Genomic DNA, 25,700 nt, shown 5'->3' on the forward strand with positions numbered 1-25,700 from the left:
TATGAAATATAGCCTGTAGAAGAGGCCTTGCACCATCGGATGAAAAATAATGTCGGTTTATCGAACCCTCCCAGTGTTCAAAAGCATGACCCCAAAAAAGATTGATCCCAGTAGGCCGACTTTTTCGTAAAAATATCTTTCATCATCAATTGAAACATCGCATTCTGACTCCCCTCAGACAGCGAACATTGAGAAATTAGTGAAATGTTTATCATTGCTGTGACTTTGATTTGACGAGGTAATACATAATTTCATCAAGGTTGGGCCGCTCAAGGTGGATATTTGATTTCTCTGCGAGCTCTCTCGCCGAATTCCCTTCCATAAAAGCTTCAAAACCGAGTGACGTTTCTTTGACAGAAATCGGATGAGCCCTCTTTATTTCTGATTCAGCGCTTTTTGGCCCTTTAACAAGCAAAAAAGACTCTGACAGACTCTCCATTTCCTTGCTGAACAAGATTTTACCGTCCATAATAAACGTTATGTAGTCCGCCACCTTCTCAAGGTCAGTTGTGATATGTGTTGAGAAAAAAATGGCTTTGTTTTCATTTTGAATCACATCGAGCAGGACATCCAAAAGCTCTTTTCGGAATACCGGGTCGAGTCCGGAAGTCGGCTCGTCCATAACGATCAGTTCCGCATGATGAGAGAGCGCCACCGCCAGAGCGAACTTCATTTTGGTTCCCTTAGAGAGTGATTTCACCTTTTTATCAAGTGGAACGCCGAATTTTTCTATATATTGGTAAAAAATATCATTATCCCACTTTTCATAGAAAGGAGCGACAATCCGTTTATTTTTCTCTGCAGTTAATTCCCCGAAAAACACATCCTGGTCATAAACAAATCCTATGCGCTGTTTTAGTGCTTTCATGTTATTTTTAAAACTCTCACCAAAAAGACGGACATCGCCACTGTCAATATGAACAAGATCCATGATGCAGCGGATTGTTGTACTTTTCCCCGCTCCATTTGGACCGATGAAGCCCATAATATAGCCTTTTTTCAGCGAAAAGCTGATATCTTCAAGTGCAAACCCTTTAAATGCCTTGCTGACATGATTCAATTCAAGAATGTTATCCATCATTCTTCCTCCCTGTACCACTTCTTGATTAATGAAATCATTTGTTCCAAAGTCATATCATACTTTTGGCTTTCTTTAACAACTTGCTCCAATTGCGTTTGTAATTCAGCCAATTGTTTCTTTCTCATTGCATTTTTATCGCGTAGAGAGACAAAGAAACCTTTTCCAGGAACGGAATCGATAAACTCATCTTTCTCTAATTCCTCGTACGCCCGCTTGGTAGTAATCACACTGATCGAAAGTTCCCTTGCCAACGCACGAATGGAGGGTAGCTGACTCCCTTCTTGCAGCTGCCCTTGTAAGATCTGTTCCGCGACCTGGTTTCTGATCTGTTGATAAATCGGCAGATCAGAAGTATTCATAAGAATAATATCCATAAAAGCACCAACTGTTTATACTGTATATGTTTAATATATACAGACGCAGCTATTCTGTCAATATTAATCCAGCATTCATGCAGAGTTGATTATTACGTGCTATTATAGGAGAAAATATTAAATTTTTCGGAGTGACATGACAGTGGGGCAGTTTGAATGGCTAACAAGGATGACATGGACTGACGGAGCAGTAGCTGCTGGCATTTTTATCATTTTTCTCTTTGCCCGTATTCTTTTCGCCAAGTATTTTCCAAAATTGATCGCAAGTATGACGAAATTGAGCAAAAGCCAGATTGATGATGCGCTGATCACAGCATTCCGACGGCCAATCGGTTTTATACTTATAGCAACAGGGATTTATCTTGCCCTGGCCTATTTGCCGATACCGCATCAATGGAAGGATGTTGTCTCGCTCTTTTATACATCGGCAGCTACTTTTTCAATAGGCTGGGGTTTTTATCTGTTTTCTGACGCTATTGGCGTTTTCTTCAATCACATGGGTGACCGGTTTGATTTGCAGTTCAATAACATTATTATTCCGTTTCTTTCCAAATTAGCAAAATTCATCGTGGCAATCCTCACTATAGTTCTGATTCTTGACCAGTGGAACTATCACGTCACCGGTTTGATCACCGGTCTTGGTATCGGCGGACTGGCTTTTGCCATGGCCGCGAAGGATACGCTCAGCAATCTATTCGGCGGTTTTGTGATTATCACTGATGCTCCTTTTACGATTGGTGAGCTGATTCATACAGGAAGCATTGAAGGTGTTGTCGAGGACATTAATTTTCGGTCGACGCGAATCCGGACGGCGGATCAGGCTTTGGTTACAGTGCCAAATTCGACACTTGCAACGCAGCCTATCACCAATCTTTCGAGAATGAACAAACGGCGTGTTTCCTTCAGGATACCTATTGATCTTGATACATCGAATAAGCAGCTGACCCAATGCGTCACCCGCATACGAAAGCTATTGACGGACGATCAGGAAGTTTATGAGGAAGGTATGATGGTTTATCTGGATGAAATTACGGCTTCCAGCATTAATCTGATGATACAGTTCTTTGTACGGACAACGGATTTTGAGGAATGGTTGAAGCTTAAAGAAAAATTCAATTTTTCCATATTGTCTCTATTAGATGACGAGGATATTGAACTTGCAACCACCCGTCCGCAGATGGTTTTTGATGCTTCCAAACAAGCCGTTTCCACCCAATTGCCCGTTGCTGAAGAAGAAACAAGCGTAAAAAAAACTCGAGATCAGCATCAAACAAGATCCAGAAACTGAAAAAGTCGCCCGTCTTAGCCTGGCCAGACGGGCATTTTTATTCAGAGATACACGATAATGCAGACAGTCAAACAGCTTTGCCCGGCTTTCTGATCAAAGCAGCCATTCCTGCTCCCATCAGCACAACGCCGGCAGGCAATCCAGCAGAAAAAAGGACAATACTGTTCACTGTTCCGGCAAGAATGAACAGAAGGCCGGAAAGCGTCGGCCATCTTCCTTCCTTGATCAGGAACAATGCCACCGCAGCCAGCAATATAGCTGCTGTACCGGCAACAAGTGCCTGAAGTCCAAAGGTGACAAGACCGTCCACTGCTCCGTGAGCGGTATTCCGACCGCCAATCTGCGCAAAAACCTCTTTACCGTCTGTATGACTTGCTATGATTATTGATGAAAATCCGAAAATCACCTGAATAGCCGTCAACGCAATTCCGGCAATTGCTATAATTTTCCCCGCATGCCTTCTGTGCATAACTACCTCCTCATTCGGAATTTTTCATATTCAGTGCGAAACGCTCCAGCCTTTCTACACCTGCACAGACCAAAGGCAATGCTCCGGCAGCAAACGTTTGCTGATTCATTGTATGCTTCCGGAAGTTAAGACATGCTTGCGGGCATTTTACTTCACAATACGCAATAACCCAATAAAACAACAAAGCAGGACAAAATGCAGCCCTGCTTTGTGTATATTCATTTTCTATTCTTCCATGTGCTAGCCGTTTTGCCGGTAAAGTCCGGGATTCTCCCGGGCATTCTCTTTTGAAATCTGGATGGAGTCTTTAATTTGCTGATAAAGCTGTTCAGCCTTTTCTCCTTCAATGACAAGCAGGATCTCTTTCTTCCTAATCTCAGTGAGAAAAGAGAGGGTTTTAGGCATTTCATTTATTGAAAAAGTTGTTCCATCAATTGAAAAATAAGCGGTACAATGACTCTTTTTTATCGTTTCATACAAACGCAACGCGCGCTTCAACGTCAAAGTGCTCATGGATTTAAGTGGAACCTTGATCGAAACAATCTGTTTTGCCATGACAGAAAATCACCTCTTGCTCTAATTCTTGATTGCATCCATCACTTCCTTTATTATATGCCATCTTTCCACATTTGCAGAATGATAAGCACTCTCAGCTACTAAATATTATGTTTTGGAAGCCCTTCCGGCACAGATTAAGGCTTCTTTCTGCTGTTTTCTCCAGTAGTCTAAGAAAAAAATTAATAAGAATTCGACAGATCATTTGGAAACGGTGGAAGAAGACCAAGACGAGATATAAAAGTCTTGTTCAACTCAAAGTGCCGAAACAAAAGGCGTGGGAATGGGCAGACACACGAAAAGGCTACTGGCGTATCGCCTGTACCCATATCTTACATCGAGTGATTACAAATAAAATACCCGAACAGATAGGTCTGAAGAATCTAACCCATCTGTTCGAGTATGCACACTCAAACTATTGAACCGCCGTATACGGAACCGTACGTACGGTGGTGTGAGAGGTTGGAGAAATCTCCCCCTACTCGATTCAAAAACGTTTTGTTTCTATCACCGGGCTATCGTTTCATTCTCTACAGTCTTTCCATGCTGAAGCTGATACATATTAAAATAAAGCCCTTTTTCTTTTAACAGTGACTGGTGCGTACCGCGTTCAACTATTTCTCCGCGATGAAGAACAAGGATTTGATCTGCATCCTGTATGGTTGAAAGGCGGTGAGCGATTGCGATTGTTGTTCTCCCTTTTCTCATCCGTGTCAGAGCCGCCTGAATCGCTTCTTCTGTTTCCGTATCGACACTGGCGGTGGCTTCGTCCAGCACTAGAATCTTGGGATTGAGTGTCATTGTCCGGGCAAAAGAAAGCAGCTGTCTCTGTCCACTTGAAAAAGTCGCACCCCGCTCACCGATCTGTTCATGATACTTATCTGGAAGCTTTTCAATAAAGCGGTCAGCTTGAACAAACCGAGCCGCTGCCTCAACTTCCTCGTCCGATACAGTACGGCTCAATTTGATGTTGTCCGCGACATCGCCGACAAACATGAAAGAATCCTGCAAGACAAGCCCCAGCCTGCTGCGCATTTCCGCATCTGAGTATATCGTCAGCGATTTTCCATCAATATAAATGCCGCCATGCTCTACAGGATAGAAGCGCATCAGGAGATTAATGATTGAGCTCTTACCGCTTCCAGTGTGTCCGACCAGTGCCACCGTCTCACCCGGATTCGCCGTAAAAGTGATGTTTTTCAAAATGTCTGTTTTTCCGTCATAGGAAAAGGTTACGTTTCTAAATTCCACACGTCCCTCTTCAATTGTTGGTGATTCAGATCCATGCTGGACAGGTGCCATGCGCTTGTCATCAAGCAGCCCAAAAACGCGTTCCGCCGAAACCATGGCCTGCTGATAAAGAGTTAGTTGTTGCATCACCTGGTTGACCGGATCAAAGAAGCGGTCCAAGTAGTTGACGAAGGCGTAAAGCACGCCAAGCTGTACGATGCCACCGATGGACTGGACACCAAAGAAACTCAGAATCATGATCAGGCCAATCAGATAGACTGAATAGACGGCTGAACGCAGCATCAGGCTGTTCAGTCTGACACTTTTCAGCATAGCCGTCTTGTGTTCATCATTAATTTTACCGAACTCCCTGCGCAGACGCTTCTGCTGGCGCATGGCCTGAATCATCGCCATGCCCTGAAGTGATTCGTTCAGTTTTGCGTTCAGTTGGCTGAGTTTAACTCGCGTTACCCGGTAAACTTTTGAACTGAGCCTGCCGTAAACCCACATCAGTAGCAGCAAGAAAGGCATCAAAATGAGGCAGACCAGGGCCAGGCGGACATCGAGAAAGAACATGCCGGCAAAAATCCCCATCATCATAACTCCACTGCTGACAAAGGTTGAGAGCACACTGACGTACAGATCTTTGATCGTTTCTGTATCGTTAGTAATTCTGGATACGAGACTGCCGCCCGGCGTCTGATCGAAAAAAGTCAAACCCAAATGCTGAACCTTACTGAACACTTCAACTCGCATTTTCTGAACCACATTCAATGCTATCTTCTGGAAAAGCAGCACTTGAAAGTAATTAAATAGCGCAGATATGGCGTATAATCCGATAAAACCCGCGGCCAGCAGTGTCAGCGGCAGCCATGGGAAATGGCGCGGTGTTAAATAATTATCAATAAAAACCTTCATTACAATGGGGCCAAGTACATCCGAAACTGTCGCAATAATCAATAGCGAAAAAGCCAGAATCAGGTTTTTTTTAAAATGTACCAGATAAGACATCAGGCGTTTCATCACATGTTTTTCCACACGCTGTTCCTGTACGGGATTCATCTCTGCTCTCATTGGCTTCCTCCTCCTTCAGAAACGAGAGATTCCAGTTGCTGATGGGCATACATTTCTGCATACCAACCGCCTTCAGCCATCAATTTTTCATGTGTTCCCCGCTCGCTGATTTTTCCGTCATTCACCACGATAATCTGATCCGCATGCTCAACGGCACTCAGGCGGTGTGCGGAGATAACCGTTGTTTTATATTGACGCTCTTTCTTTAAAGCTTTAAGAATAGCCACCTCAGTCCGGGCATCGACAGCGGAAAGCGAATCATCAAAAATCAGGATTTCCGGGTCGGCGAGCAAAGCCCGCGCAATCGATACGCGCTGTTTCTGTCCGCCTGACAAGGTCACTCCGCGCTCGCCAACAATAGTCCCGTATCCATCCACAAAGTTCAGAATATCTTCATGGATACTGGCCAATTTCGCCGCTCTTTCTATTTCTCCCTGGGTGGCTTCAGGTCGCGCGAAAGCAATGTTTTCGGCAATTGTTGCTGAAAAAAGAATGTGGTCCTGTGGAACATAGCCGATGGCGCTTCTCAATGCCTCGAGGGTGACACTTTTGATAGGCACATTCCCTATTTCAATCGCGCCATCCCGCAAATCAAATTCGCGGAGCAGCAACCGAAGCAAAGTTGTTTTACCTGCTCCCGTTTTGCCAACGACGCCCAGTGTCTGACCTTTTCCCACTGAGAAAAAGATTTCAGACAGTGCAGCGCTGTTACTGCCAGGATACCGGAATGAATGGATCGCATACGTAATATCCCCGCTTGGCACAGCCGTGGACGCGTCTTTCTGATCTGTGATCTGTGGTTGGACGGCAAGCAAGCGCCGGATGCGATCATACGAAGCGCTTCCGCGTTCTACAACGTTAAAAAGAAAACCAAAAGCAAGCATCGGCCAGACAAGCTGTCCGAGATACAAAGTGAAACTGGTCAGACGCCCAATAGAGAGGGTTCCCCGGACCACATATCCCGCCCCGAATATCAAAGCGAGAAAAAAACAGAGCGCAACAATAAAAGTAATCGTCGGATCAAATAGTGCATCAATTTTTGCGACCGCCAAATTCTTATCTACAACATCTCTGGACGCTTTTCGGAACGTACTGACCTGTGCCTTTTCTTCCCCGAAGGCTTTGATAACACGGGCACCCGATATGTTTTCCTGAACTTTGTCGTTCAAATCTGAAAAAGCCGCCTGTGCAATTCCAAACCGCTTATGCAGCAAAGATCCGTAATACATTGTCAGGACAGCCATCACCGGCATGGGCAGAAGCGCAATGACCGTCAGTTTCCAGCTGATCAGCGTCACCATAGCGATGATGACCATGCCGCCCATTGTTATCGAATCGACAAGGGTTAGAATGCCATCGCCTGCCGCACCCTGTACGGCATTGATATCATTCGTCGCATGAGCCATCAAGTCACCGATTCTCCGTTTCTGATAAAAATCAGGAGACAGTTTCGTAAAGTGTTTATACAAATCATTCCGAAGCTGCTTGGCCAGAATAATTGATGAGCCGAAAATCAGCTGTCGCCAGATATAACCCGTACAATAATAAACAGCCCCGACAAGGATAAGGAAACCCACCCATTCGGCCAGCACAAGAAGTGTCAGGTTCCGTTTCCTGATGTCGTCGACAATGATACCGACAACGTAAGGTGGTATAAGAGAAAGAAAGCTGGAAAGCATAAGAAAAATAATACCGAATAAATATTTGTACCTTTCCTGTTTAAAAAACCACCATAAGTCGATAAAAATACGCAACAGTACAAACCTCCTTAATGCAATACCACTAACTATTTCAGGCAAAAAAAGCCGTAGGAGAAAAGATAATCCTTTCTCCTACGGCTTTAAAATAACAATAAACTCACATCAAAAATAACGTTTATTTATTATCCACGCCCGGAAAAAGAGATGAGTGTCAAAACATCATTAGCAGCAGTAAATTGAATTCCGCGAACCGGAAAAGCCACAGCATATGAAAATTTCATGACACTCACCTCCTCTTCTATTCGAAACCAATGTGTTTATTATATAAGTTTTTTCAGGCTAAGTAAACATCAAAAAAGCAAAAAAATGGGAATCGCATGAAAAACGATCCCATTTAAAAAATTTGGATTAATCAATCGAGATGAGTCTGCCTGGGTTCTGTGATTCCTCTTTTTTTGGGAGAGTCACGTTCAGAACACCGTCCTTGAACGACGCCTTGATCTTTCCATCATCTACACCGTCGAGCATGAACCTGCGAACATATGAACCCGAAGAACGTTCTTTGTGCAAGAAGCTTCCATCTTCTGCTTTTTCGCTGCTTTCCTGCTCACGTGAAGCCTGAATGCTCAGTATGCCCTGATCAAAATCGAGATGGATATTGTCTTTGCTAAAACCCGGAAGATCCACTTTTACAACATACTCGTTGTTTTTTTCTTCAACGTCAGCCGCAAAGGGCTGAACACTTGGATTGCGTAAGAAATTGTGACCCCATTCATCAAACCAGGAAGGCAGAAAATCAAAAAACCCGTCACGATCTTTTTTTGTTGGATACAGATTTGCCATAAAGCATTCCTCCTTGAATTTTGTAGGGCATCTGTACTTATTTAATTAGTATCCCTATCGTATACAATAATATTATAGCTCTTTGGTCAGTAAAGGTCAAAATATATTTGACTTTTACTGACCTTTTATAAAAATGTATCATTCCTGAAACTTTTCCCCTGCTTCGATATAATAGCATTAGACTATTGCTTCAAATGAGAGCCCCATGATGGACTGGAAAGGATGTTTTTTTATGGTAAAATCACTCGTTCTGGCGGAAAAGCCCAGTGTAGCGCGAGAAATTGCCCGCGTGCTTGGCTGCCGGACGGTCAATCGAAATTATATTGAGGGCGACCGCTATGTCGTGACCTGGGCACTGGGACATCTAATTGAATTAAAAATGCCTGAGGATTATGACAGTCGCTTTAAGACGTGGCGGATGGAAGACCTGCCGATTATCCCGAAAAAAATGGAAATCAAGCCAATTAAACAGACTAGCGGGCAATTCCATGCGATTCGCCAGCTCGCGATGCGAAAAGATTTGAATGATCTTGTTATTGCGACAGATGCGGGCCGTGAAGGCGAGCTTGTTGCCCGCTGGATTATAGAAAAAATAAACTGGAGAAAACCTGTGAAGCGACTGTGGATCTCATCGCAGACTGATCGGGCAATCACCGAAGGTTTCAAAAATTTGAAACCAGCCAGTGATTATGATAAGCTTTATCGTTCTGCAGTTTGCCGATCTGAAGCCGATTGGCTGGTCGGGCTGAACGTCTCGCGTGCTTTGACCACGAAGTTTAATGATTCGTTATCAGCAGGGCGTGTTCAGACCCCCGCACTCTCCATGATTCTGGACAGGGAGCGCACGATCAATGCATTCCGCCCGGAGCCTTACTGGACCGTTCAGGCGCAGGCAGGGGAATATACCGCGGTTTGGCAGCGTGGCAATCAGACAAGAGTCTTCAACCAAAAAGACGCTGAAACGATTCTTCAAAAACTTCGCAAACGGAATGCGGTTGTCCAGAAAGTAGAAATCAATAGAAAATCAGAACGCCAGCCGCTCCCTTATGATCTGACAGAACTGCAGCGGGATGCAAACAGACGTCTCGGATTTTCTGCCAAGAAAACGCTCAATGTGCTTCAGAATTTGTATGAACAATACAAAATCGTAACCTATCCGCGGACAGACTCCCGTTATCTCACCCAAGATATCGCTGCGACCATGCCCGAACGGTTAAAGGCCATATCTTCAGTTTACGGGGAAGAAACGCGGCAAATCCTGCACAGGAAAAAAGGCGAAGCTCTGGCGAAATTTGTATATAATGATTCTAAGGTAGGCGACCATCACGCACTGATCCCTACCGAGCAGCCGGTTTTTATCAATGATCTCTCAACTGACGAACGGAATTTGTATGATATGGTCATCACCCGTTTCCTGGCTCTTTTTTATCCCGAATATCAGTATGAAAACAGACGGGCTATTCTTGATACAGCCGGCGAAACACTGATCATTCGCGAGACAGTGGAACTTGATCCGGGATTCCGGCAAGTGGCACAACGGGAAACAAGCCATGGCAGTCAGCCGCATACATCACTTGTGAAAGGGCAAATTCTTCCGGTCAGCAAAGTAGAAATTTCGCAAAAAATGACTGAACCTCCGGCGTACTTCTCCGAGGCTGACCTGTTGACACAAATGGAAAAATACGGTCTGGGTACACCTGCCACAAGAGCCGATATCATTGAAAAACTGATTCAATCCGAATCCATCAAACGCAATGCCGGCGGCAGGTTGAGCACCACGTCAAAGGGTAAACAGCTGATTGACTTGGTAAATCCGGAGCTGAAATCTCCCGAATTAACATCAAAGTGGGAACAGGAGCTTGAAAACATCGCAAAAGGAGCGGGAAATCCGGCCCGATTTATGCAGAATATCCGCCTGCAGACGCAGCAGCTTGTAAGTGAAGTCAAAGACAGCGAACAGGCCTATAAAATTCAAAACCTGACAGCGACAAAATGTCCCGAATGCGGGTCACTGATGAAAGAATCACGAGATCGCGACGGTGGTCGTGTCCTTGTGTGCATCAATCGTTCGTGTGGTTTCCGGAAAAGAAAAGATCCCAAAATTTCAAACCATCGCTGCCCCCATTGTCATAAAAAAATGGAGCTGCATCGAGGAAAAGCCGGCGTCTATTTTCAGTGCCGGAATTGCGGAATCGTCGAAAAAGCAGTGAAAGCGGAGAAGAAAGCAGATAAACGAGAAACGAGACATTTGCTGAACGAAATAAACAAGAACACTGAGGATTTTGGAAACAGTCTCGCCGATGCATTGCAAGCCGCCCTTAGAGAAAACCATCCAAAATAAAAAAATGAACTGGCAGTAAAAGAGAGACCGAAACCGGTCTCTCTTTTACTGCTTTTCCTTTAATGAGCAATCAAGTTAACGCATGCACTTTCCCGACTTCAAGTCTCAAATCTGGAATAGCCGAAAAAACAATCTCAGCGAGGACAGCATACCCTTTGGCTGTCGGATGCAGACCATCTTCATTAATGAGATCTGAAAAATCTCCCTTGCTTTTAAAAGCTGAGCGAATATCCAAACTCGGAATACCTGACGAGTGAACCATCTCTTTAAGCGAGCGGTTGTACATGCCATGCCAATGTTCAATTCCTCCACAGCAGCTGATCCAGTGCCCAATCGAGTGACTGTAATGCTCCATCAGTGAATGATAATACCGGGCAGGATCGAGCGGCAACAGGCTGAGCACGACCGGGACAGCCCCGGAAGCCGAAATCTGACGGACAATCTGTTTGATGTTTGAAAGATAACGATTTAATGGCACAATCGGTACATGCTCTTCTTCAGGGAGCTGAGCAACCTGATCCCAGCGAAAATTACAGTCATTGCCGCCAATGTTAATCAGGACAAGATCAGGATGAAGCTGCAATACATCTTTGTCCAGACGCTCGACCAGTAAATCAGAATTGTCATTAAAAACGCCTTTATTTAGCACTTCGTCCTGATCGCCAAGAAGGCGCTGCAGAAGTACAGGATAATTGTCTCTGATGATTTTGAATCTACCGCGTACGAAAGTGATTCCACGAGTCACACTGTCACCGAAGCATACAATTTTCAAGTGAATCATCTCCTGATCTTCCCGGCTTTATTGTAGCCGCCGGTCGAAACCTTTACGTACATATTATCAGATGACTTCCCAATTTTACAGTGCCGGGGCAGAAAAACGACTATTTTTTCAAAAAAGCAACACGCGTATTTATTTTTTTCATGTTGTGCAGAAAGTTTCTCTTAAAGATCTGATACAGTACTTCCGCGAATATCAGCCCCATGGCAATGGCTCCGGAGAGCACAAAAGCTTTCTCGGCCAGATGAATGGCCAAATTATACTGATCTCCGACTACCTGGCTCATGACCGAGTAAGTCAGACCTCCGGGAACAAGCGGTATAATGCCCGCTACGCTGTAGACAATTACAGGATTTTTATATAACCTCGCGAAGACCTGACTCATTAATGCGACTACAAAGGAGGCAGCAAATGTGGCGACAAAATCATTACGATTCCACTGATACAGGAAAAAATAGATCAGCCAGGCAATCATTCCAATTAGCCCGCCATGAAACAGCGGTTTGCGGGGAATATTGTATATGATACCGAAGGCACATGTTGCCAGGAAACTCGTCACAGATTGTACAGCGAACATCATTGCATACGCCAAATCATTCACCTTCAATTAATTGATAAAGCTAAGGCAATACCGATACCGATGGCAAAAGCGGTCAGACCGGCTTCCGCCGATTTAGACAATCCTGACACGAGATCCCCTGCCATCACATCGCGTACAGCATTCGTGATCGGAACACCGGGAACAAGCGGCATGACGGCCCCGATAATAATTTTATTCAGTTCTGAACCCATTCCGATTTTAACACTCAAAACTGCAATCACGCCAACAAGAATGGACGACATAAACTCGGAGAAAAATTTCACCTTTGTCAGACGGTGAAAATAAATGGCTCCTGCCTGCCCCGTCCCGCCGGCGATAAAGGCCGGAAGCGCATCTTCCCACCTTCCAAGAAACATGAGCAGAAAGCAGCTACTCGCACCCGCAGCAGCCAGTATTTGCATCCAGTCAGGATACACTTTGGCTGACCGGTCAATATCCGTCAGCCTGCGATGGACTGCTTCAAGTTCTATCATTTTTTCGGCTACTTCCCTGGACAGACTATTCACTTCAGTCACCTTGCGCAAATTTGTGCTGCGATGGGTAATTCTTACAAGCTGAGTTACGTCACAGCCCTCTATGGCAAAAATGATCCCGGTGGGCGTCACAAAGCTCTGTGCCTGATCGACAGAAAAGCTCTTTGCCAGACGATTCATTGTATCTTCAATGCGAAATGTTTCTGCGCCGTTTTCCAGGAGAATTTTGCCGGCCAAAACGCAGACTGCTGCAACTTCATGCGTAACATTTTTCTCATTTGAATCATTGATTCTATGGAAACCATCCATGATTGATAAGCTTCTCTCTTTTTTGAGTACGCTTATTATAATATGACTATCCGATAGGAACAAGACTTTCACATTGTTTTAATAGATGAAAATGTAAAATGGCAAAAAGCATGCTATAATTAATTGATGTGAAAAATCACTGTTTCGTCATTCTATGCCGCTTGACGCAAGTGATTTCGAGTAAAAGGGCTGCTTTTTGCCGATACTCTGAACAGGGTTTCAAAGCGTTGCTCAGATGAAAACAATTCCGTCTATAATGTTTTGAGACACTGTAAGAGTGATCAATTTTCTTTTCAAAATTGAGAGGAGTGGACTCACCAAATGGTTAAACTTGTATTGATCCGCCACGGACAAAGCGCTTGGAATCTGGAAAACAGGTTCACAGGCTGGACAGATGTTGATTTAACTGAAAAAGGAGAACAGGAAGCGACTGAAGCCGGGGAAATCCTTAAGAAGAATGGCTACACTTTTGATCTTGCCTATACTTCTGTACTGACGAGAGCAAATCATACGTTGTGGAATGTCCTTCACGCTCTTGATCTGACATGGATTCCTGTAGAACATACATGGCGTCTGAACGAGCGCCATTATGGCGCGCTTCAGGGCTTGAATAAAGCGAAGACTGCAGAGAAATACGGTGCCGAACAGGTACATATCTGGAGACGCTCCGCAGACATCCAGCCTCCTGCACTGACTAAGGATGATGAACGCTATATTGCCCAGTTGAACGACCCACGGTATGCAGACCTGACTGAAGCTGAACAACCGCTGACCGAAGATCTTCTGGATACGGTTGATCGCGTGCTCGTTTACTGGAACAAAGAAATCGTTCCTCAACTCAAGGACGGCAAAAAAGTGATTGTCGCTGCTCACGGCAATTCACTTCGCGCTCTGGTCAAGCATTTGGACAATGTTTCTGCCGATACAATCGTTGGCTTGAACATTCCTACAGGCACTCCGCTGGTTTATGAACTCGATGAAAATCTCAAGCCGTTAAATCGCTATTATCTCGGTGAAAACGGACCTTTAGACAAAGAAGTTCTTCCGTCTGCTGAAACAAAATAATTCGTTCTATTTTTTATGGAACACTTTCGCATCTGCGAAGGTGTTTTTTCTTTATCAGGATGAAAATTGCCCAAAAAGAAAAGTCCCCCGAATCATTCGGAAGACGAGGACACAAGCCCATCCGCTCATGCTCCCCTTCCATCACTGATATGAAAGATCGTGAACGCCGGCATGGGCAGCCGACACTTCAAACGGGCAGCAGGCGTGTCAATAAAGCTGGGTAATCACGCTAAGTGCAAAGTATTACATTGGACATATAAATCACGTTCAACATGGTCATTGTAACCCTTTTCATCTAAAATGTAAAGGTTATCATATATTAATTTAACACTATATTAACCTCTTTCATTAGTCCATCGAGATTTCAATGGGCGCCAAAGTGGGTACATTTAGTATTGTCTCCGACCACTGTGCAAATTGAAACAGGCCTCTGTCATCCAGCCGGCGTCCGATGCATTGCATGCCGACAGGAAGACCGGCAGCTGTAAAACCGATTGGAAGGGAACATGCCGGCTGTCCCGTCAAATTTACCGGACTGGTCATCATCCAATCGGATTCCGGATTTATTTTCTGCCCATTGACATGGGCCGGTCCTTCGTCCTCATAGGGATATGCCACTGCGGCAAGCGTCGGAGAGACAAGAACATCATATCTTTCAAATTGCTCCTGAAACATTTTCCAGATATAAGTCCGATAACGATTCATATTCAAAAACTCTTCGGCAGTCGCATTTTCTCCTCTGTGAATCATAGAAACCAGCGTTTCAGATAATTCATTCTGATGGCCTGCCATTAAGTCTTTTGTACTTACTGCAAGCCCAATCATCCACAGGCGATTAAAAAAGCGGACATAACCCCGCAAATCTTTTTCCATTCGGATGTCTGCCGGCTCGATGATAGCACCGGACTCTTCCAATTTCTTCAGTGTTCTTTCAAAAACGTTTTGAATTTCTGCATCCACGTGATACATGCCAAAATCTAATGTATAACCGATACGGAACGGTTTTATTTTTTCCCCAAGTGTTTCACATATGGATGGATTCATCCGGTCCAGCGAATACGGATCAAGCAATGACGGACCCTGCACTGCATCAAACATCAACGCAGCATCTGATACCGTGCGGGCTATCGGACCATAACTGATGAAGGGTACTGTATTTGCAAAGAGATCTTCAGGATGGTTATCTGCGGGAATACGCCCGAAACTCGGCTTGAAACCGAAGACACCGCACAAGCTGGATGGAATACGAATCGAGCCTCCCCCATCACTCCCTTCCGCCAGTGGGCAAAATCCGGCTGCAACGGCCGCAGCCGAGCCTCCGCTTGATCCCCCCGTCCCGTTATCGGGTTGCCAGGGATTTCGTGAAGCGCCAAACAATCGATTGTTGGTCGTACCCTTGTGTCCAAATTCAGGTGTGTTTGTCTTGCCGAGAATCACGGCACCGGCCGATTTCAATCGTGAAACAATTGTTGCGTCGCGATCCGGGACATGGTTTTCATAAACCAGGCTGCCATAAGTTGTACGCAACCCTTCTGTGTTTGTCAAATCCTTGATTGCTACGGGAATGCCTTCGAGTGGCCGGGCATTCCGCTCCCTGTATCTTTTACCTGCTGACTCAGCCTGTTCCAGTGCCTGTTCTCGGTTTAGCGTTACAAAAGCATTAAACCGCGGGTTCAAAGAGTCAATACGCTCCAGAGCATCCTTGACAACCTCGGAGGGAGTCAGGCGACCCTCCATGTATGCATGTTTTAATTCTATGGCACTGAGAGAATGAATCTCTGACAAAACACTACCCCCTTTACTGATCTTTTAGTTAACTTTTTGTGATTTATCATTAACATTTAAAGTATAACTTAATTTCCAGCCAAAATAAAAACGGTCGCCCGTTTTTATTTTCTTAAGGGTAATCGTTTACTTGTCGAACGTTTTGAAAACAACAGGCCGGGCTGCTGAAGCTTTGCTTTGATCAATGCAGCGGCAGTCACTCCGACTGCAGGATTCTTTGATGGCGCAGGCCGCGCACTTACCCTTCCTGCTCGTCTGAAAAAATTTTATCATCATCCAAGCCGCATAGCCAAAAATCAACAACCCCAGAATAACGCTGATTGCAATACCCATTTTTACATCACTACTTTCTTAAAGAGTGCTTCAGAATCCAAGCAGCAGTCCGACATGATAGAAAATGAATGAGACCAGATAGGCAAGCGTGACACAGTATCCAATCGTAAATAAGGTCAGCTTCATATTCCCGACTTCATGCTTAATGGCTGGAACTGTTGACATGCAGGGAATATACAGGAGCGTAAAGACCATAAAGCTGTACGCTTGAAGCGGTGTAAATGCCTGCCTGATCGATTCGGTAAGCGATCCGTCGCCTGATGTATGATAAATAATTCCCAGCGTTGAGACCACCGACTCTTTTGCCAGAAAGCCTGTCACAAGTGCCGAAGCAGCTTGCCAGGTCCCGAATCCCAGCGGGCCGACAACAGGCGCAATTGCCGAGCAGGCAAGCGCAAGAAAACTCCGGTCGATAGCTACGTTCATGCCTCCGGGTCCTGCATAAGAAAGCAGCCAGACAAAGATAGTGCCGCCAAGAATAAAGGTCGTGGCTTTTTTTACAAATCCCTTGGCTTTATCCCATGTGCTCCGGAAAATCGTCCGCATATTCGGAACCCGGTAAGGTGGCATTTCAATGACAAAAACAGATTTTTCCTTTTTCATAAACGATGAAAAGATTTTTGCCATGATCATTGCCATAACGATACTTAAAACATAGAGTGATAAAACCACCAGCGCCTGGTATCGGGCGAAAAAAACGCCGGCAAACAGACTGTATACGGTCAATCGAGCGGAACAGGACATGAGCGGCGAGATCAAAACCGTCAGCAGCCTTTCCTTTGGCTGTTCAATGGTGCGCGCGGCCATGACACCGGGTATGTTGCATCCGAATCCGATCACAAGCGGAATAAATGCTTTACCATTCAATCCAACCGCCTGCATCAGACGGTCCATAACAAGAGCCACCCGGGCCATATATCCTGAATCCTCAATCCAGGAAATGAAAAAGAAAAGGACAAAAATCTGTGGAATAAAGACGATGACTCCACCGACTCCCGCAATGATTCCATTCAGAATGACATCGCGAATAGCGGGAACCACTCCCAGCCACTCAAGACAGGTTCGCGTCCAGCTCGTCAACGGTCCTGAGAAAAAAGCATCGAGCAAACCGGATATCGGGTTGCCAATCCAGTTGAAAGTTACATGAAAAATCAGGTACATAATCCCTAGAAAAAGCGGGATGCCAAGGAATCGATTTGTGACCAGCAAATCGATCTTTGTGGAAAACGAAGACTGATCCCCGGACTTTTCATCAATAACGTTTGCGAGAATATGATCAATGAACCTTTTTCTAGTCTGATGAATCCATTCTTCAGCGGTTTTATTCCGGGAGCCGGCGTTCAGCGAGTGATTCAGCCTTTCCGCAATTTCCTCTGTTTTTAATGGATCTGCAAATGAGTGGAATAAGTCCACGACAACCCGATTCCCCTCAAGATATTGAATGGCAAGCCAGCGTTTATTAAACTTTTCCCCGGGAATTAAGGCTGACAAAGCACTGATTGCTTTCTCAGTATCGGTTCCATAGAATAAGCTGAATCGAGACCCTTCCCCGTCTTTTAATTGAGCAGCGGCTTCCGATACTGCCTGGCTTCCCCTCCCGCTTCTGGCAACAATTGAAAGAACCGGTACTTTCAGCAATCTTGAAAGTTCATCACCATCGACCTTTATACCGCGGTGCTTCGCGACATCAACCATATTCAGAGCGATGATCGCCGGTTTCCCGAATTCAAGCAATTCTATAGTCAGCTGCAGATTTCTCGAGAGCTGGGAAGCATCAACAATATTGATGATTGCTGAAAATGAGTTCTTAATTAAAAATGTTGTTGCCACGGACTCATCCTTAGATAATGGAGACAGGCCATAAAGTCCGGGCAAATCAACCAATGTCCCCTGATTATTTTTCAGCTGACCAATCTTTTTTTCTACGGTCACGCCGGTCCAGTTTCCGACAAAAGCATACGAACCCGTCAGCAGGTTAAATAAGGATGTCTTTCCTGTATTCGGATTCCCAAAAAGGGCAAGTTCCAATCTTACTCACACTCCACGATAATGGCATCGGCTTCGGAACGTCGGATTCCGATACATTCACCGCAAGATTCAAACATGCACGGCCCGCCGAACGGCATCGACGATTTATAGCAGATAGATTCTCCCTCAGTGATGCCAAAATCCATCAGCCTTCTCCGGATTAGCTGATCTAATCCGGACAGATCAGCTATGATCGCATGCGTGCCTGATTTTAATTCAGATAATTGCATGATGAATCCTCCAAGCTAAATGATAATTATTTTCATTTAAATTATAGATTATTCGTCCGCTTTTGACAATCCTTTATTTATCGGACAATTCGTCCGAAATCGCTCAATAAATTCTTTTTTCGCTGCGAGAGAAAAAAAGGTCGAATATATTTGCTAAGTTATTCATAAATGTTTACAAATTATGTGAAAAAATCTATGATTTTTATCAGGAGGCCTAAAAATGGACAGCAACAGAAAATCTGTCAACGTTACAATGATTGATTATGAGAAAGTTTTAAACAATGTGACCGAGGCTGTCATTATATTGCAAGAGCAAATGATCATTTTTGCCAATCAACCAGCAGAAAAATTATTCTTGGATTCTAGGCAACGGTCACTCTGCGGCACCTCTTTCTCTCAATTTCTTGATGCAGACGCATTATCTCGATTGCAAGTTAAAATTCATCGTTGCTTTTTCAATAATTTAAGCGATCATTTAATTGATTTATCGATTCGTTCAGCTGACAACAAGATCAAACCCGTGGAAATGGCAATCAGCATGATCGATGCCAGTGATCAGTCCTTAGTCCAGCTAACGATTAATGATATCAGTAACCGGATCGCCATTGAAGAAAGCCTGAGACAGTCTGAAAAATTATCTGTCATCGGTAAATTATCAGCAGGCATCCTTCATGAGGTCAAAAACCCGTTGACATCCATTAAGGGATTTCTGCAATTGATGCAGAAAGATCCTGTTGTAAACAGAAGCTATATTAAAATAATTCTTAATGAAGTAGAACAGATCGAAAAAATAGCCGGAGAGCTTCTTTATTTTACAAAACCAAAGTCTCAACATTTCGAGGTCCAGGATCTTTCCGTTCTGGTCAATGAATCGGTGGTTCTCTTTGAAACACAGGCTTTGATAAAACAAGTGAGTCTGGAACTCAGACCGGGGGACAGTGAACATTTAGTTAACGGTGACGGTACCCAGTTAAAACAGGTGTTTATTAATTTGATTAAGAATGCGATTGAAGCGTCGAACGACGGGGCCACCGTAACAATTACGCTTTCATCAGACGAATCATCGGAATACGTTAAAATACGTAATGTCGGAAAAGAAATTCCCGGATCGATGATCAAAAACCTTGGAAAATCATTTTTCACAACTAAAGACACCGGGACCGGCCTCGGATTAATGGTCACCTACACAATCGTCCATAATCACCAGGGGGAAATATCGGTTAAAAGTACTAAAAACGAAGGCACTTCCTTCCTTTTAACATTCCCGCGGGTAACAAGAAACTAAAAAGGAGAAAGTCTCTGGGGTTCTGAGGACTTTCTCCTGTGTCTATACTGTATCTGTCACGCCTGATAAAGCATGATTATACCTTCCTGAGGATCAAGCTCCAGGCGGAGCGATGCCGCATATGGATCCACCTGCACCGCCGTGTCAAGCCAGAAACGGACGGCTTCAATGATACTTGATTCAACAAGCACCTGCATCCTGCCATCCACATAGACCTCAGCTGAAAATCCATAATCGTCATCATATATTAACTCAACCCTCACTGCATCGGGGGCTATTTCTTTTTTATCGGACATAAACAGGCAAATGGCATTGACAATATCCTGTTCCGCAATAATTACCTCTTCCATGGATCAGATTCCTCTGATTTTTTACGGCGGGCACGATCGGCTGCACTGACGAACAGATATCGTATCAGCGCGATAATTGCAATGACCGCCAATATATTAATCAACAGACCGGCCATCATTCCAAAACCACCGAAATGAGAAAGCAAACTCCCAAACAACAGTCCGGAAATTCCTCCGAAAATCATCCCACGCATAAATCCGCCGCTTGTGAACCTTTTTGCTGAACCAAAACTGCTAAAACCTTGATTTGATTTCTGCTGTTTGCTTTTAAACAGAGAAAAAGTACCGCTTCCCCTATTTGGGCTGAACGATTTAATCCCCGAGCGGAATCCCTTGGCACTGGCCTGATGATTTTCGTGAAAGACAAAATCTCCTGCCGGTGATAATATAAGTGTCAACGTAAGAAAAGCTGTCATTAATTTTTTTATCATTCGATTTTCCTCCATATTGAGTTGGTATTCGCCCTTTTCATTGAGATAATGATTATACGAACAAACTCAAAAAGAGTTCCTGACTTTCAGCAAAATTCTTCTTAACACGTCATTTAGCTTCGTTTTCCTTCTATGAGCGCTGTTTTCAGCCTGGCCATCGCTTCTTCAAGAAGCGGTCGCGGGCAGGCAAGGTTTATACGGATAAATCCTTCACCCTCCTTTCCAAAAGTATATCCCTGGTTAAAAGCAATGTGTGCTTTTTGAATCAGCAGTTTCTGAAGACTCAGTCTATCAAGTCCAAGTCTGCGGCAGTCAATCCATCCAAGGTACGTGCCTTCTAACGGAACCATAAAAAGTTTCGGCAGGTTGCTGTGCAGATATTCTTTAATATAGTTTTCGTTCTCCGTGATATATTTAAGACACTGATCAAGCCATTCTCCGCCCTTTAGGTAGGCTGACTCGGCAGCAACCATGCCCAGTGTATTCGGTTCACTCAAACTGAAACGATTCAATTGATTGAGATATATTTTTCTTAAATCAGGATCAGGAATAATAATATTGGAAACCTGCAGACCTGCGAGGTTGAAAGTTTTGCTCGGCGCCGTGCAGACAATCGAATGGCCGGCAGCTTCCTCCGACAGACTGGCAAAGGGAATATGTTGATACTCTTCAAAAACCAAATCGCCATGAATTTCATCAGAAACGACAAGTACACCATATTTCTTCGTCAGGTCGGCTACTTGCTGCAGTTCCCATCGTGACCAGACACGGCCGACCGGATTATGCGGGGAGCAAAGAATCATCATCTTCACTGACGGATCTGACAGTTTCCGCTCAATATCATTAAAATCAATTGTGTATTTACCACCATGATAAACCAATGGATTCGTGACCAATTTTCGTCCCTGATTCTGAGCCGACTTGCGGAACGGAGGATAAACCGGCGGCTGAATCAGTATTTTATCCCCCGGTTCTGTAAAGCCATCCACAATCAGATTTAACGCTGTAACCACACCTGGACTGTGGCAAAGCCACTCCTTTTCAATAGACCAGTTGTGCCTGACTTGCATCCACTTCTGGACAGCGGACAAATAACTGTCCGCCCGGTAGGTATAGCCATAAATACCTTGCCTGATTCGATTTGCAAGCGCAGCAGTAATTGCTTCAGGCACCTGAAAATCCATGTCGGCGACCCACATGGGAAGCAAATCCTTGCCGCCGTACAGTCGATCTGCTTCATCCCATTTCACTGAGGCTGTTCCATAGCGGTCAATAACTTGATCAAAATTGTATTTTTCCGTCACTTTTTTTATTTTCCCCTTTCATTAAGAGAAAGTTTCCGGAGATTTTTCATCGCGTGCACATGATTCATCGCTTAGGGTCTGCTTCTTTTTCTTTATATTTCTTCTGTTTCAAAATGTGTAACCTCCCCGCTAAATCGTGGATTTTAAAAGATAAATAAAAGCAGTCCGCTCATTCCACACAAATGAGCGGACTGTTTTTATCAGCTTGCCATGGAAAAAGATCAGACCAGATCGCATGCCTCACCGGGCATCCAGTGTTCATCTTTACCTTCCCATTTGACATTGCAGCCGATCGGATTCGTTAATTGTGTCGTGACAATTTTGCCGCCTGTTATTTCAGCAAGCGCATTGTCAAGATCATTTACCGTTGCTTTTTCAGGCTGTCTCGGATTATCCAGTTCCCTGCCGGTATAGACCAGCTTGCGCTCTTCATCAAAAACAAAGAAGTGCGGTGTCCTCAGCGCACCGTAAGCTTTTGCAGCCTCCTGGAACTGATCACGCAAATATAGCCACGGATATTTTTTCTGATTCATCTGTTCAATCATATGCTCAAATGAATCCCCGGGATGTGTGTGTTCACTATTCGAGTTGATGGCAACAAACTTTACTCCCTTATCCTGATAATTTTCAGCGACTTTCTTAGTAACAGAATTTGAACCGAGCACAAAAGGACAATGATTGCATGTAAAAAAAACCACCAAAGTTTTTACTTCTGAGAAATCAGACAATGAGTATGTTTTACCATCAGTCGCAAGTAATGAAAATGCAGGTGCTTTTTCTCCTATCTGCAATGTAAATGCCAATTTGAAAACCTCCCTGATTGAACTTCACACTGCTCATTTTAACATCACTATCAGGAATGGTAAAAAATTAGACTTCGCTTATCGAATGGATTCATAACGCTGCTTAATTTTTGAAAAACAAGCACAATATCTTGACTCTCTTTGCAACGATGAATATAATATTAATTAATTATACAGTGCGTTGATAGGGATTAGTAAGCAGTGAAATGCGATAGAGAGCGGTATCCCCCGGCTGAAAGAAACCGCCGCATCCTTCCTGTTGAACCTACCCTTGAGCTGCTCCGGCTCACAACCGGGCCGCCTGCTTCACGTTACGAAGTGCCGAGAGAGCGTGGCTTAGATAGCATGCTAACAAAGGTGGTACCGCGGGTGAAACCTCTTCCCGTCCTTTTATTCAGGACGCGAAGAGGCTTTTTTTCACGATATGAGAGGAAACCAGCCATGGAAACAAAACGGATCGTCGTAAAAATCGGCAGCAGCTCACTCACAGATGCTCACGGAAAACTAAATCAGTCGAAGCTGAAAGATCACACTGATGCCATTGCCAGGCTGAAAGAAACGGGGCACGAAGTCATCATTGTGTCTTCCGGTGNAAACTAAATCAAGCTGAAAGATCACACTGATGCCAGTGCCAGGCTGAAAGAAACGGGGCACGAAGTCATCATTGTGTCTTCCGGTGCAGTCGCGGCAGGATATTGCGGTCTCGGTTATCCTTCCCGTCCCGTTACAATTGCGGGAAAACAGGCAGCGGCAGCTGTCGGGCAGGTGATGCTGCTGAACAATTACGCTAATGCTTTCGGCAGGCACGGGCTGACGGTCGCACAGCTGCTTCTGGCACGTCAGGATTTTGAACGCCGTGAACAGATGAGCCACGCTTACTCAGCGCTTTCCGAACTGCTCAGGCGATCAGTAATTCCGATCATTAATGAGAATGATTCTGTCTCACTTGCGGAGTTAACGTTCGGTGATAATGACATGCTGTCCGCGCTGGTTAGCGGCCTGGTTCACGCTGATTTTTTAGCTATTCTTACTGATGTCAACGGGTTATACGACAGGAACCCAGTCCTCTATCCGGACGCGAAACGTTATAATCAGCTAGATGAACTGCCTGATGAATTTTTGAATGAAATAAGCAGCGTTTCCGGATCCAAGGTAGGTACAGGCGGCATGAGATCAAAACTGCGTGCAGCGAGAACTGCCCTGTCACTGGGTGTCAGAACTTTTATCGGCAAAGGAACCGGCCCGGAAAAGCTACTGAAAATGATTGACGGTGACGGTGACGGGACATACATCGGATCCGCTGATCTCAAACCATCTTTGAAAGTTACCAAACAGTGGATCGCGCTGCATTCACCGATTTCAGGAAAAATTGAAATCGACGACGGTGCTGTTCATGCGTTAATGGATGACGGAAAGAGCCTTCTGCCTGCAGGAGTAAAAAAAATAATCGGCCGTTTTTTAGCCGGGGAAGTGATTCAGATTATCGACAGAAACCATCATGTCCTCGGAAAAGGTCAGGTAAACTATTCCTCGCAACAGCTGAATGAAATCAAAAGCTTGCCAAGCAGCATGGCAATGAGCAGAGCGAACGGCGATCATCCCGAGGTCGTTCACCGGGATAATTGGGTTCCCTGGACCGCTCAGATTCAGCCCATTATATCTGAAAAGGAGAGAAAATCATGAACCAGATTCTTGACTATAATGAACTGCTCCAAAAAGGTCAGAAAGCAAAGGAAGCGTCCAGAACACTCGCTGTCGCCACGTCTGAGCAAAAGACATTCGCTCTTCTTGCGCTATCGGATGCATTGCGGCAAAATGTCACAGAAATTATGGCAGCTAATAGGCGTGACGTAGAAGCAGCTAAAAGCAAGGGGACTTCGGACGCTCTGATTGACAGACTGACGCTGACTAATGAACGGATTCATGCCATGACCGATGCACTGGCCGATCTGGCGGGTCTGCACGACCCGATTGGCGACCGCCTGAACGAATGGGATCGGCCAAATGGACTTCACATACACAAGGTCCGTGTCCCGCTTGGTGTTGTTGGCATGATTTATGAAGCCCGTCCCAATGTGACCATAGATGCCACCGGTCTTTGCCTGAAAACCGGCAACGCTGTTTTTCTGCGGGGAAGTGGATCTGCGATTGAATCGAACAGGACACTTGTCTCAGTTATCCGCCACGCACTCGAGAAAACTGAACTTCCTTCCGAAAGCGTGCAGCTATTGGAGGATGTCAGCCACGAAACGGCAAGCCATTTTTTTAAGCTGAATGAGTTGATCGACGTGCTGATCCCGCGCGGAAGCAAGCGTTTGATTCAAACTGTTGTCAGAGAAGCAAGTATTCCAGTTATTGAAACAGGCGCAGGGAACTGCCATCTTTTTATTGACCGGACAGCAAATCCGAAAATGGCTATCAAGATTGCCCTGAATGCCAAAACCCAGCGCCCTTCTGTATGTAATGCCATCGAAACGGTCATTGTTGATGAAGAATGGTTTATTCTCCATGGGGATCAACTGATTCGCTCACTTTTGTCGGCAGACGTGGCATGCCGCATTGACCCGATGGTTGCTAACTTGTACCCGGATCTGCCGGTTGCCACGGAAGAAGACTGGCGGACAGAATATCTCGACAAAGTTATCGCAATAAAAATTGTTAAAGACGTTGATGAAGCGATTCGTCACATCAACCATTATGGTACAAAACATTCAGAATCAATTATTTCAGAGACGGCTGCCCATGTTCATCGCTTCTTTCAATATGTTGATGCATCCACACTTTACCACAATGCGTCTACGCGTTTTACTGACGGTGAAGCTTTCGGGTTTGGTGCGGAGATCGGCATCAGCACGCAAAAACTTCACGCCAGAGGGCCAATGGGACTTGAAGCTTTAACTAGTATTAAATATTTAGTGGAAGGTACGGGACAGACCCGTCGATGAATGCTGTGAAAAAAAACAGACTGGT

Annotated in this window: 22 protein-coding genes and 1 pseudogene; 6 read left to right on the forward strand and 17 right to left on the reverse strand. The window is 44.8% G+C overall.

Translation table 11 applies throughout. From position 1 onward, the window contains the following. Positions 1–211: 211 nt before the first annotated feature. Together COP04_RS11745 and COP04_RS11750 are read right to left on the reverse strand one after the other, a co-directional pair. Complete coding sequence (locus tag COP04_RS11745) at positions 212–1,078, reverse strand: ABC transporter ATP-binding protein (RefSeq protein WP_100488196.1); 867 nt, start codon at positions 1,076–1,078, stop codon at positions 212–214. Continuing rightward, on the reverse strand, positions 1,078–1,440 hold the full coding sequence (locus COP04_RS11750; protein ID WP_239984845.1) for a GntR family transcriptional regulator: 363 nt from the start codon (positions 1,438–1,440) through the stop codon (positions 1,078–1,080). Before COP04_RS11750 ends, COP04_RS11745 begins: the two co-directional genes overlap by 1 nt. Positions 1,441–1,591: 151 nt before the next feature. Here COP04_RS11750 and COP04_RS11755 point away from each other — a divergent pair, with 151 nt between their 5' ends. Beyond that, positions 1,592–2,743, forward strand: coding sequence for a mechanosensitive ion channel family protein (locus COP04_RS11755; protein ID WP_100488198.1), 1,152 nt, complete (start codon positions 1,592–1,594; stop codon positions 2,741–2,743). A gap of 67 nt (positions 2,744–2,810) precedes the next feature. On the opposite strand, the gene COP04_RS11760 is transcribed toward COP04_RS11755, so the two are convergent. From COP04_RS11760 to COP04_RS11780, 5 genes are all read right to left on the reverse strand, one after another. Next, on the reverse strand, positions 2,811–3,212 hold the full coding sequence (locus COP04_RS11760; RefSeq protein WP_100488199.1) for a hypothetical protein: 402 nt from the start codon (positions 3,210–3,212) through the stop codon (positions 2,811–2,813). 240 nt (positions 3,213–3,452) lie between these two features. Further along, the gene (locus COP04_RS11765) at positions 3,453–3,767 is read right to left on the reverse strand and encodes a hypothetical protein (protein ID WP_100488200.1); all 315 of its coding nucleotides are present in this window, start codon (positions 3,765–3,767) and stop codon (positions 3,453–3,455) included. Positions 3,768–4,274: 507 nt separating this feature from the next. Then, positions 4,275–6,071: an ABC transporter ATP-binding protein gene (locus tag COP04_RS11770; RefSeq protein WP_100488201.1), complete on the reverse strand. Its 1,797-nt coding sequence runs from the start codon at positions 6,069–6,071 to the stop codon at positions 4,275–4,277. Then, positions 6,068–7,825, reverse strand: coding sequence for an ABC transporter transmembrane domain-containing protein (locus COP04_RS11775; protein WP_100488202.1), 1,758 nt, complete (start codon positions 7,823–7,825; stop codon positions 6,068–6,070). The genes COP04_RS11770 and COP04_RS11775 overlap by 4 nt, the downstream gene beginning before the upstream one ends. 354 nt (positions 7,826–8,179) lie before the next feature. Further along, the gene (locus COP04_RS11780; RefSeq protein ID WP_100488203.1) at positions 8,180–8,614 is read right to left on the reverse strand and encodes an Hsp20/alpha crystallin family protein; all 435 of its coding nucleotides are present in this window, start codon (positions 8,612–8,614) and stop codon (positions 8,180–8,182) included. A 232-nt stretch (positions 8,615–8,846) separates the two neighbouring features. Here COP04_RS11780 and COP04_RS11785 point away from each other — a divergent pair, with 232 nt between their 5' ends. Then, complete coding sequence (locus tag COP04_RS11785; RefSeq protein ID WP_100488204.1) at positions 8,847–10,955, forward strand: DNA topoisomerase III; 2,109 nt, start codon at positions 8,847–8,849, stop codon at positions 10,953–10,955. 70 nt (positions 10,956–11,025) lie between these two features. On the opposite strand, the gene COP04_RS11790 is transcribed toward COP04_RS11785, so the two are convergent. The 3 genes from COP04_RS11790 to COP04_RS11800 form a co-directional block, all read right to left on the reverse strand. After that, positions 11,026–11,727 (reverse strand): SGNH/GDSL hydrolase family protein, encoded by a 702-nt coding sequence (locus COP04_RS11790; RefSeq protein WP_100488205.1) that lies wholly within the window; start codon positions 11,725–11,727, stop codon positions 11,026–11,028. Positions 11,728–11,836: 109 nt separating this feature from the next. Beyond that, positions 11,837–12,310 (reverse strand): threonine/serine exporter family protein, encoded by a 474-nt coding sequence (locus tag COP04_RS11795; RefSeq protein ID WP_193437468.1) that lies wholly within the window; start codon positions 12,308–12,310, stop codon positions 11,837–11,839. 26 nt (positions 12,311–12,336) lie between these two features. Then, positions 12,337–13,116 (reverse strand): threonine/serine exporter family protein, encoded by a 780-nt coding sequence (locus tag COP04_RS11800; RefSeq protein ID WP_100488207.1) that lies wholly within the window; start codon positions 13,114–13,116, stop codon positions 12,337–12,339. 321 nt (positions 13,117–13,437) lie between these two features. Between COP04_RS11800 and gpmA the strand changes: the two genes are divergently transcribed. Beyond that, the gene (gene gpmA, locus COP04_RS11805; protein ID WP_100488208.1) at positions 13,438–14,181 is read left to right on the forward strand and encodes a 2,3-diphosphoglycerate-dependent phosphoglycerate mutase; all 744 of its coding nucleotides are present in this window, start codon (positions 13,438–13,440) and stop codon (positions 14,179–14,181) included. A 348-nt stretch (positions 14,182–14,529) separates the two neighbouring features. Here gpmA and COP04_RS11810 read toward each other — a convergent pair whose 3' ends face one another. The 3 genes from COP04_RS11810 to COP04_RS11825 form a co-directional block, all read right to left on the reverse strand. Beyond that, the gene (locus COP04_RS11810; protein ID WP_239984847.1) at positions 14,530–15,966 is read right to left on the reverse strand and encodes an amidase; all 1,437 of its coding nucleotides are present in this window, start codon (positions 15,964–15,966) and stop codon (positions 14,530–14,532) included. A 363-nt stretch (positions 15,967–16,329) separates the two neighbouring features. Beyond that, positions 16,330–18,327 carry a ferrous iron transport protein B gene (feoB, locus tag COP04_RS11820; RefSeq protein WP_100488210.1) on the reverse strand — a complete coding sequence of 666 codons (1,998 nt, stop codon included), beginning with the start codon at positions 18,325–18,327 and terminating at the stop codon, positions 16,330–16,332. 2 nt (positions 18,328–18,329) lie between these two features. Next, on the reverse strand, positions 18,330–18,557 hold the full coding sequence (locus COP04_RS11825) for a FeoA family protein (RefSeq protein ID WP_100488211.1): 228 nt from the start codon (positions 18,555–18,557) through the stop codon (positions 18,330–18,332). A 220-nt stretch (positions 18,558–18,777) separates the two neighbouring features. On the opposite strand from COP04_RS11825, the gene COP04_RS11830 reads away from it, so the two are divergent. Next, positions 18,778–19,842 carry an ATP-binding protein gene (locus COP04_RS11830; RefSeq protein ID WP_100488212.1) on the forward strand — a complete coding sequence of 355 codons (1,065 nt, stop codon included), beginning with the start codon at positions 18,778–18,780 and terminating at the stop codon, positions 19,840–19,842. A gap of 56 nt (positions 19,843–19,898) precedes the next feature. Here COP04_RS11830 and COP04_RS11835 read toward each other — a convergent pair whose 3' ends face one another. The 4 genes from COP04_RS11835 to COP04_RS11850 all read right to left on the reverse strand — a co-directional run bounded on the left by COP04_RS11835 (position 19,899) and on the right by COP04_RS11850 (position 22,730). Then, positions 19,899–20,192 carry a YxcD family protein gene (locus COP04_RS11835; protein WP_100488213.1) on the reverse strand — a complete coding sequence of 98 codons (294 nt, stop codon included), beginning with the start codon at positions 20,190–20,192 and terminating at the stop codon, positions 19,899–19,901. Continuing rightward, positions 20,180–20,623, reverse strand: a complete 444-nt coding sequence (locus COP04_RS11840) for a hypothetical protein (RefSeq protein WP_100488214.1) — start codon at positions 20,621–20,623, stop codon at positions 20,180–20,182. Before COP04_RS11840 ends, COP04_RS11835 begins: the two co-directional genes overlap by 13 nt. A gap of 113 nt (positions 20,624–20,736) precedes the next feature. Next, positions 20,737–21,927, reverse strand: coding sequence for a MalY/PatB family protein (locus COP04_RS11845; RefSeq protein WP_100488215.1), 1,191 nt, complete (start codon positions 21,925–21,927; stop codon positions 20,737–20,739). 221 nt (positions 21,928–22,148) lie between these two features. Further along, entirely contained in the window at positions 22,149–22,730 is a 582-nt protein-coding gene (locus COP04_RS11850) for a thioredoxin family protein (RefSeq protein ID WP_100488216.1), read from the reverse strand. A 441-nt stretch (positions 22,731–23,171) separates the two neighbouring features. Between COP04_RS11850 and proB the strand changes: the two are divergent. Beyond that, positions 23,172–24,413 (forward strand): annotated as a pseudogene (gene proB / locus COP04_RS11860) (glutamate 5-kinase). After that, a complete protein-coding gene (locus COP04_RS11865) occupies positions 24,410–25,675 on the forward strand; it encodes a glutamate-5-semialdehyde dehydrogenase (protein WP_100488219.1) in 1,266 nt (421 codons plus the stop codon). The pseudogene proB and the gene COP04_RS11865 overlap by 4 nt, the downstream one beginning before the upstream one ends. The last annotated feature ends 25 nt before the right edge of the window (positions 25,676–25,700 follow it).

This window comes from Sporolactobacillus pectinivorans (assembly GCF_002802965.1).
Lineage (GTDB): Bacteria > Bacillota > Bacilli > Bacillales > Sporolactobacillaceae > Sporolactobacillus > Sporolactobacillus pectinivorans.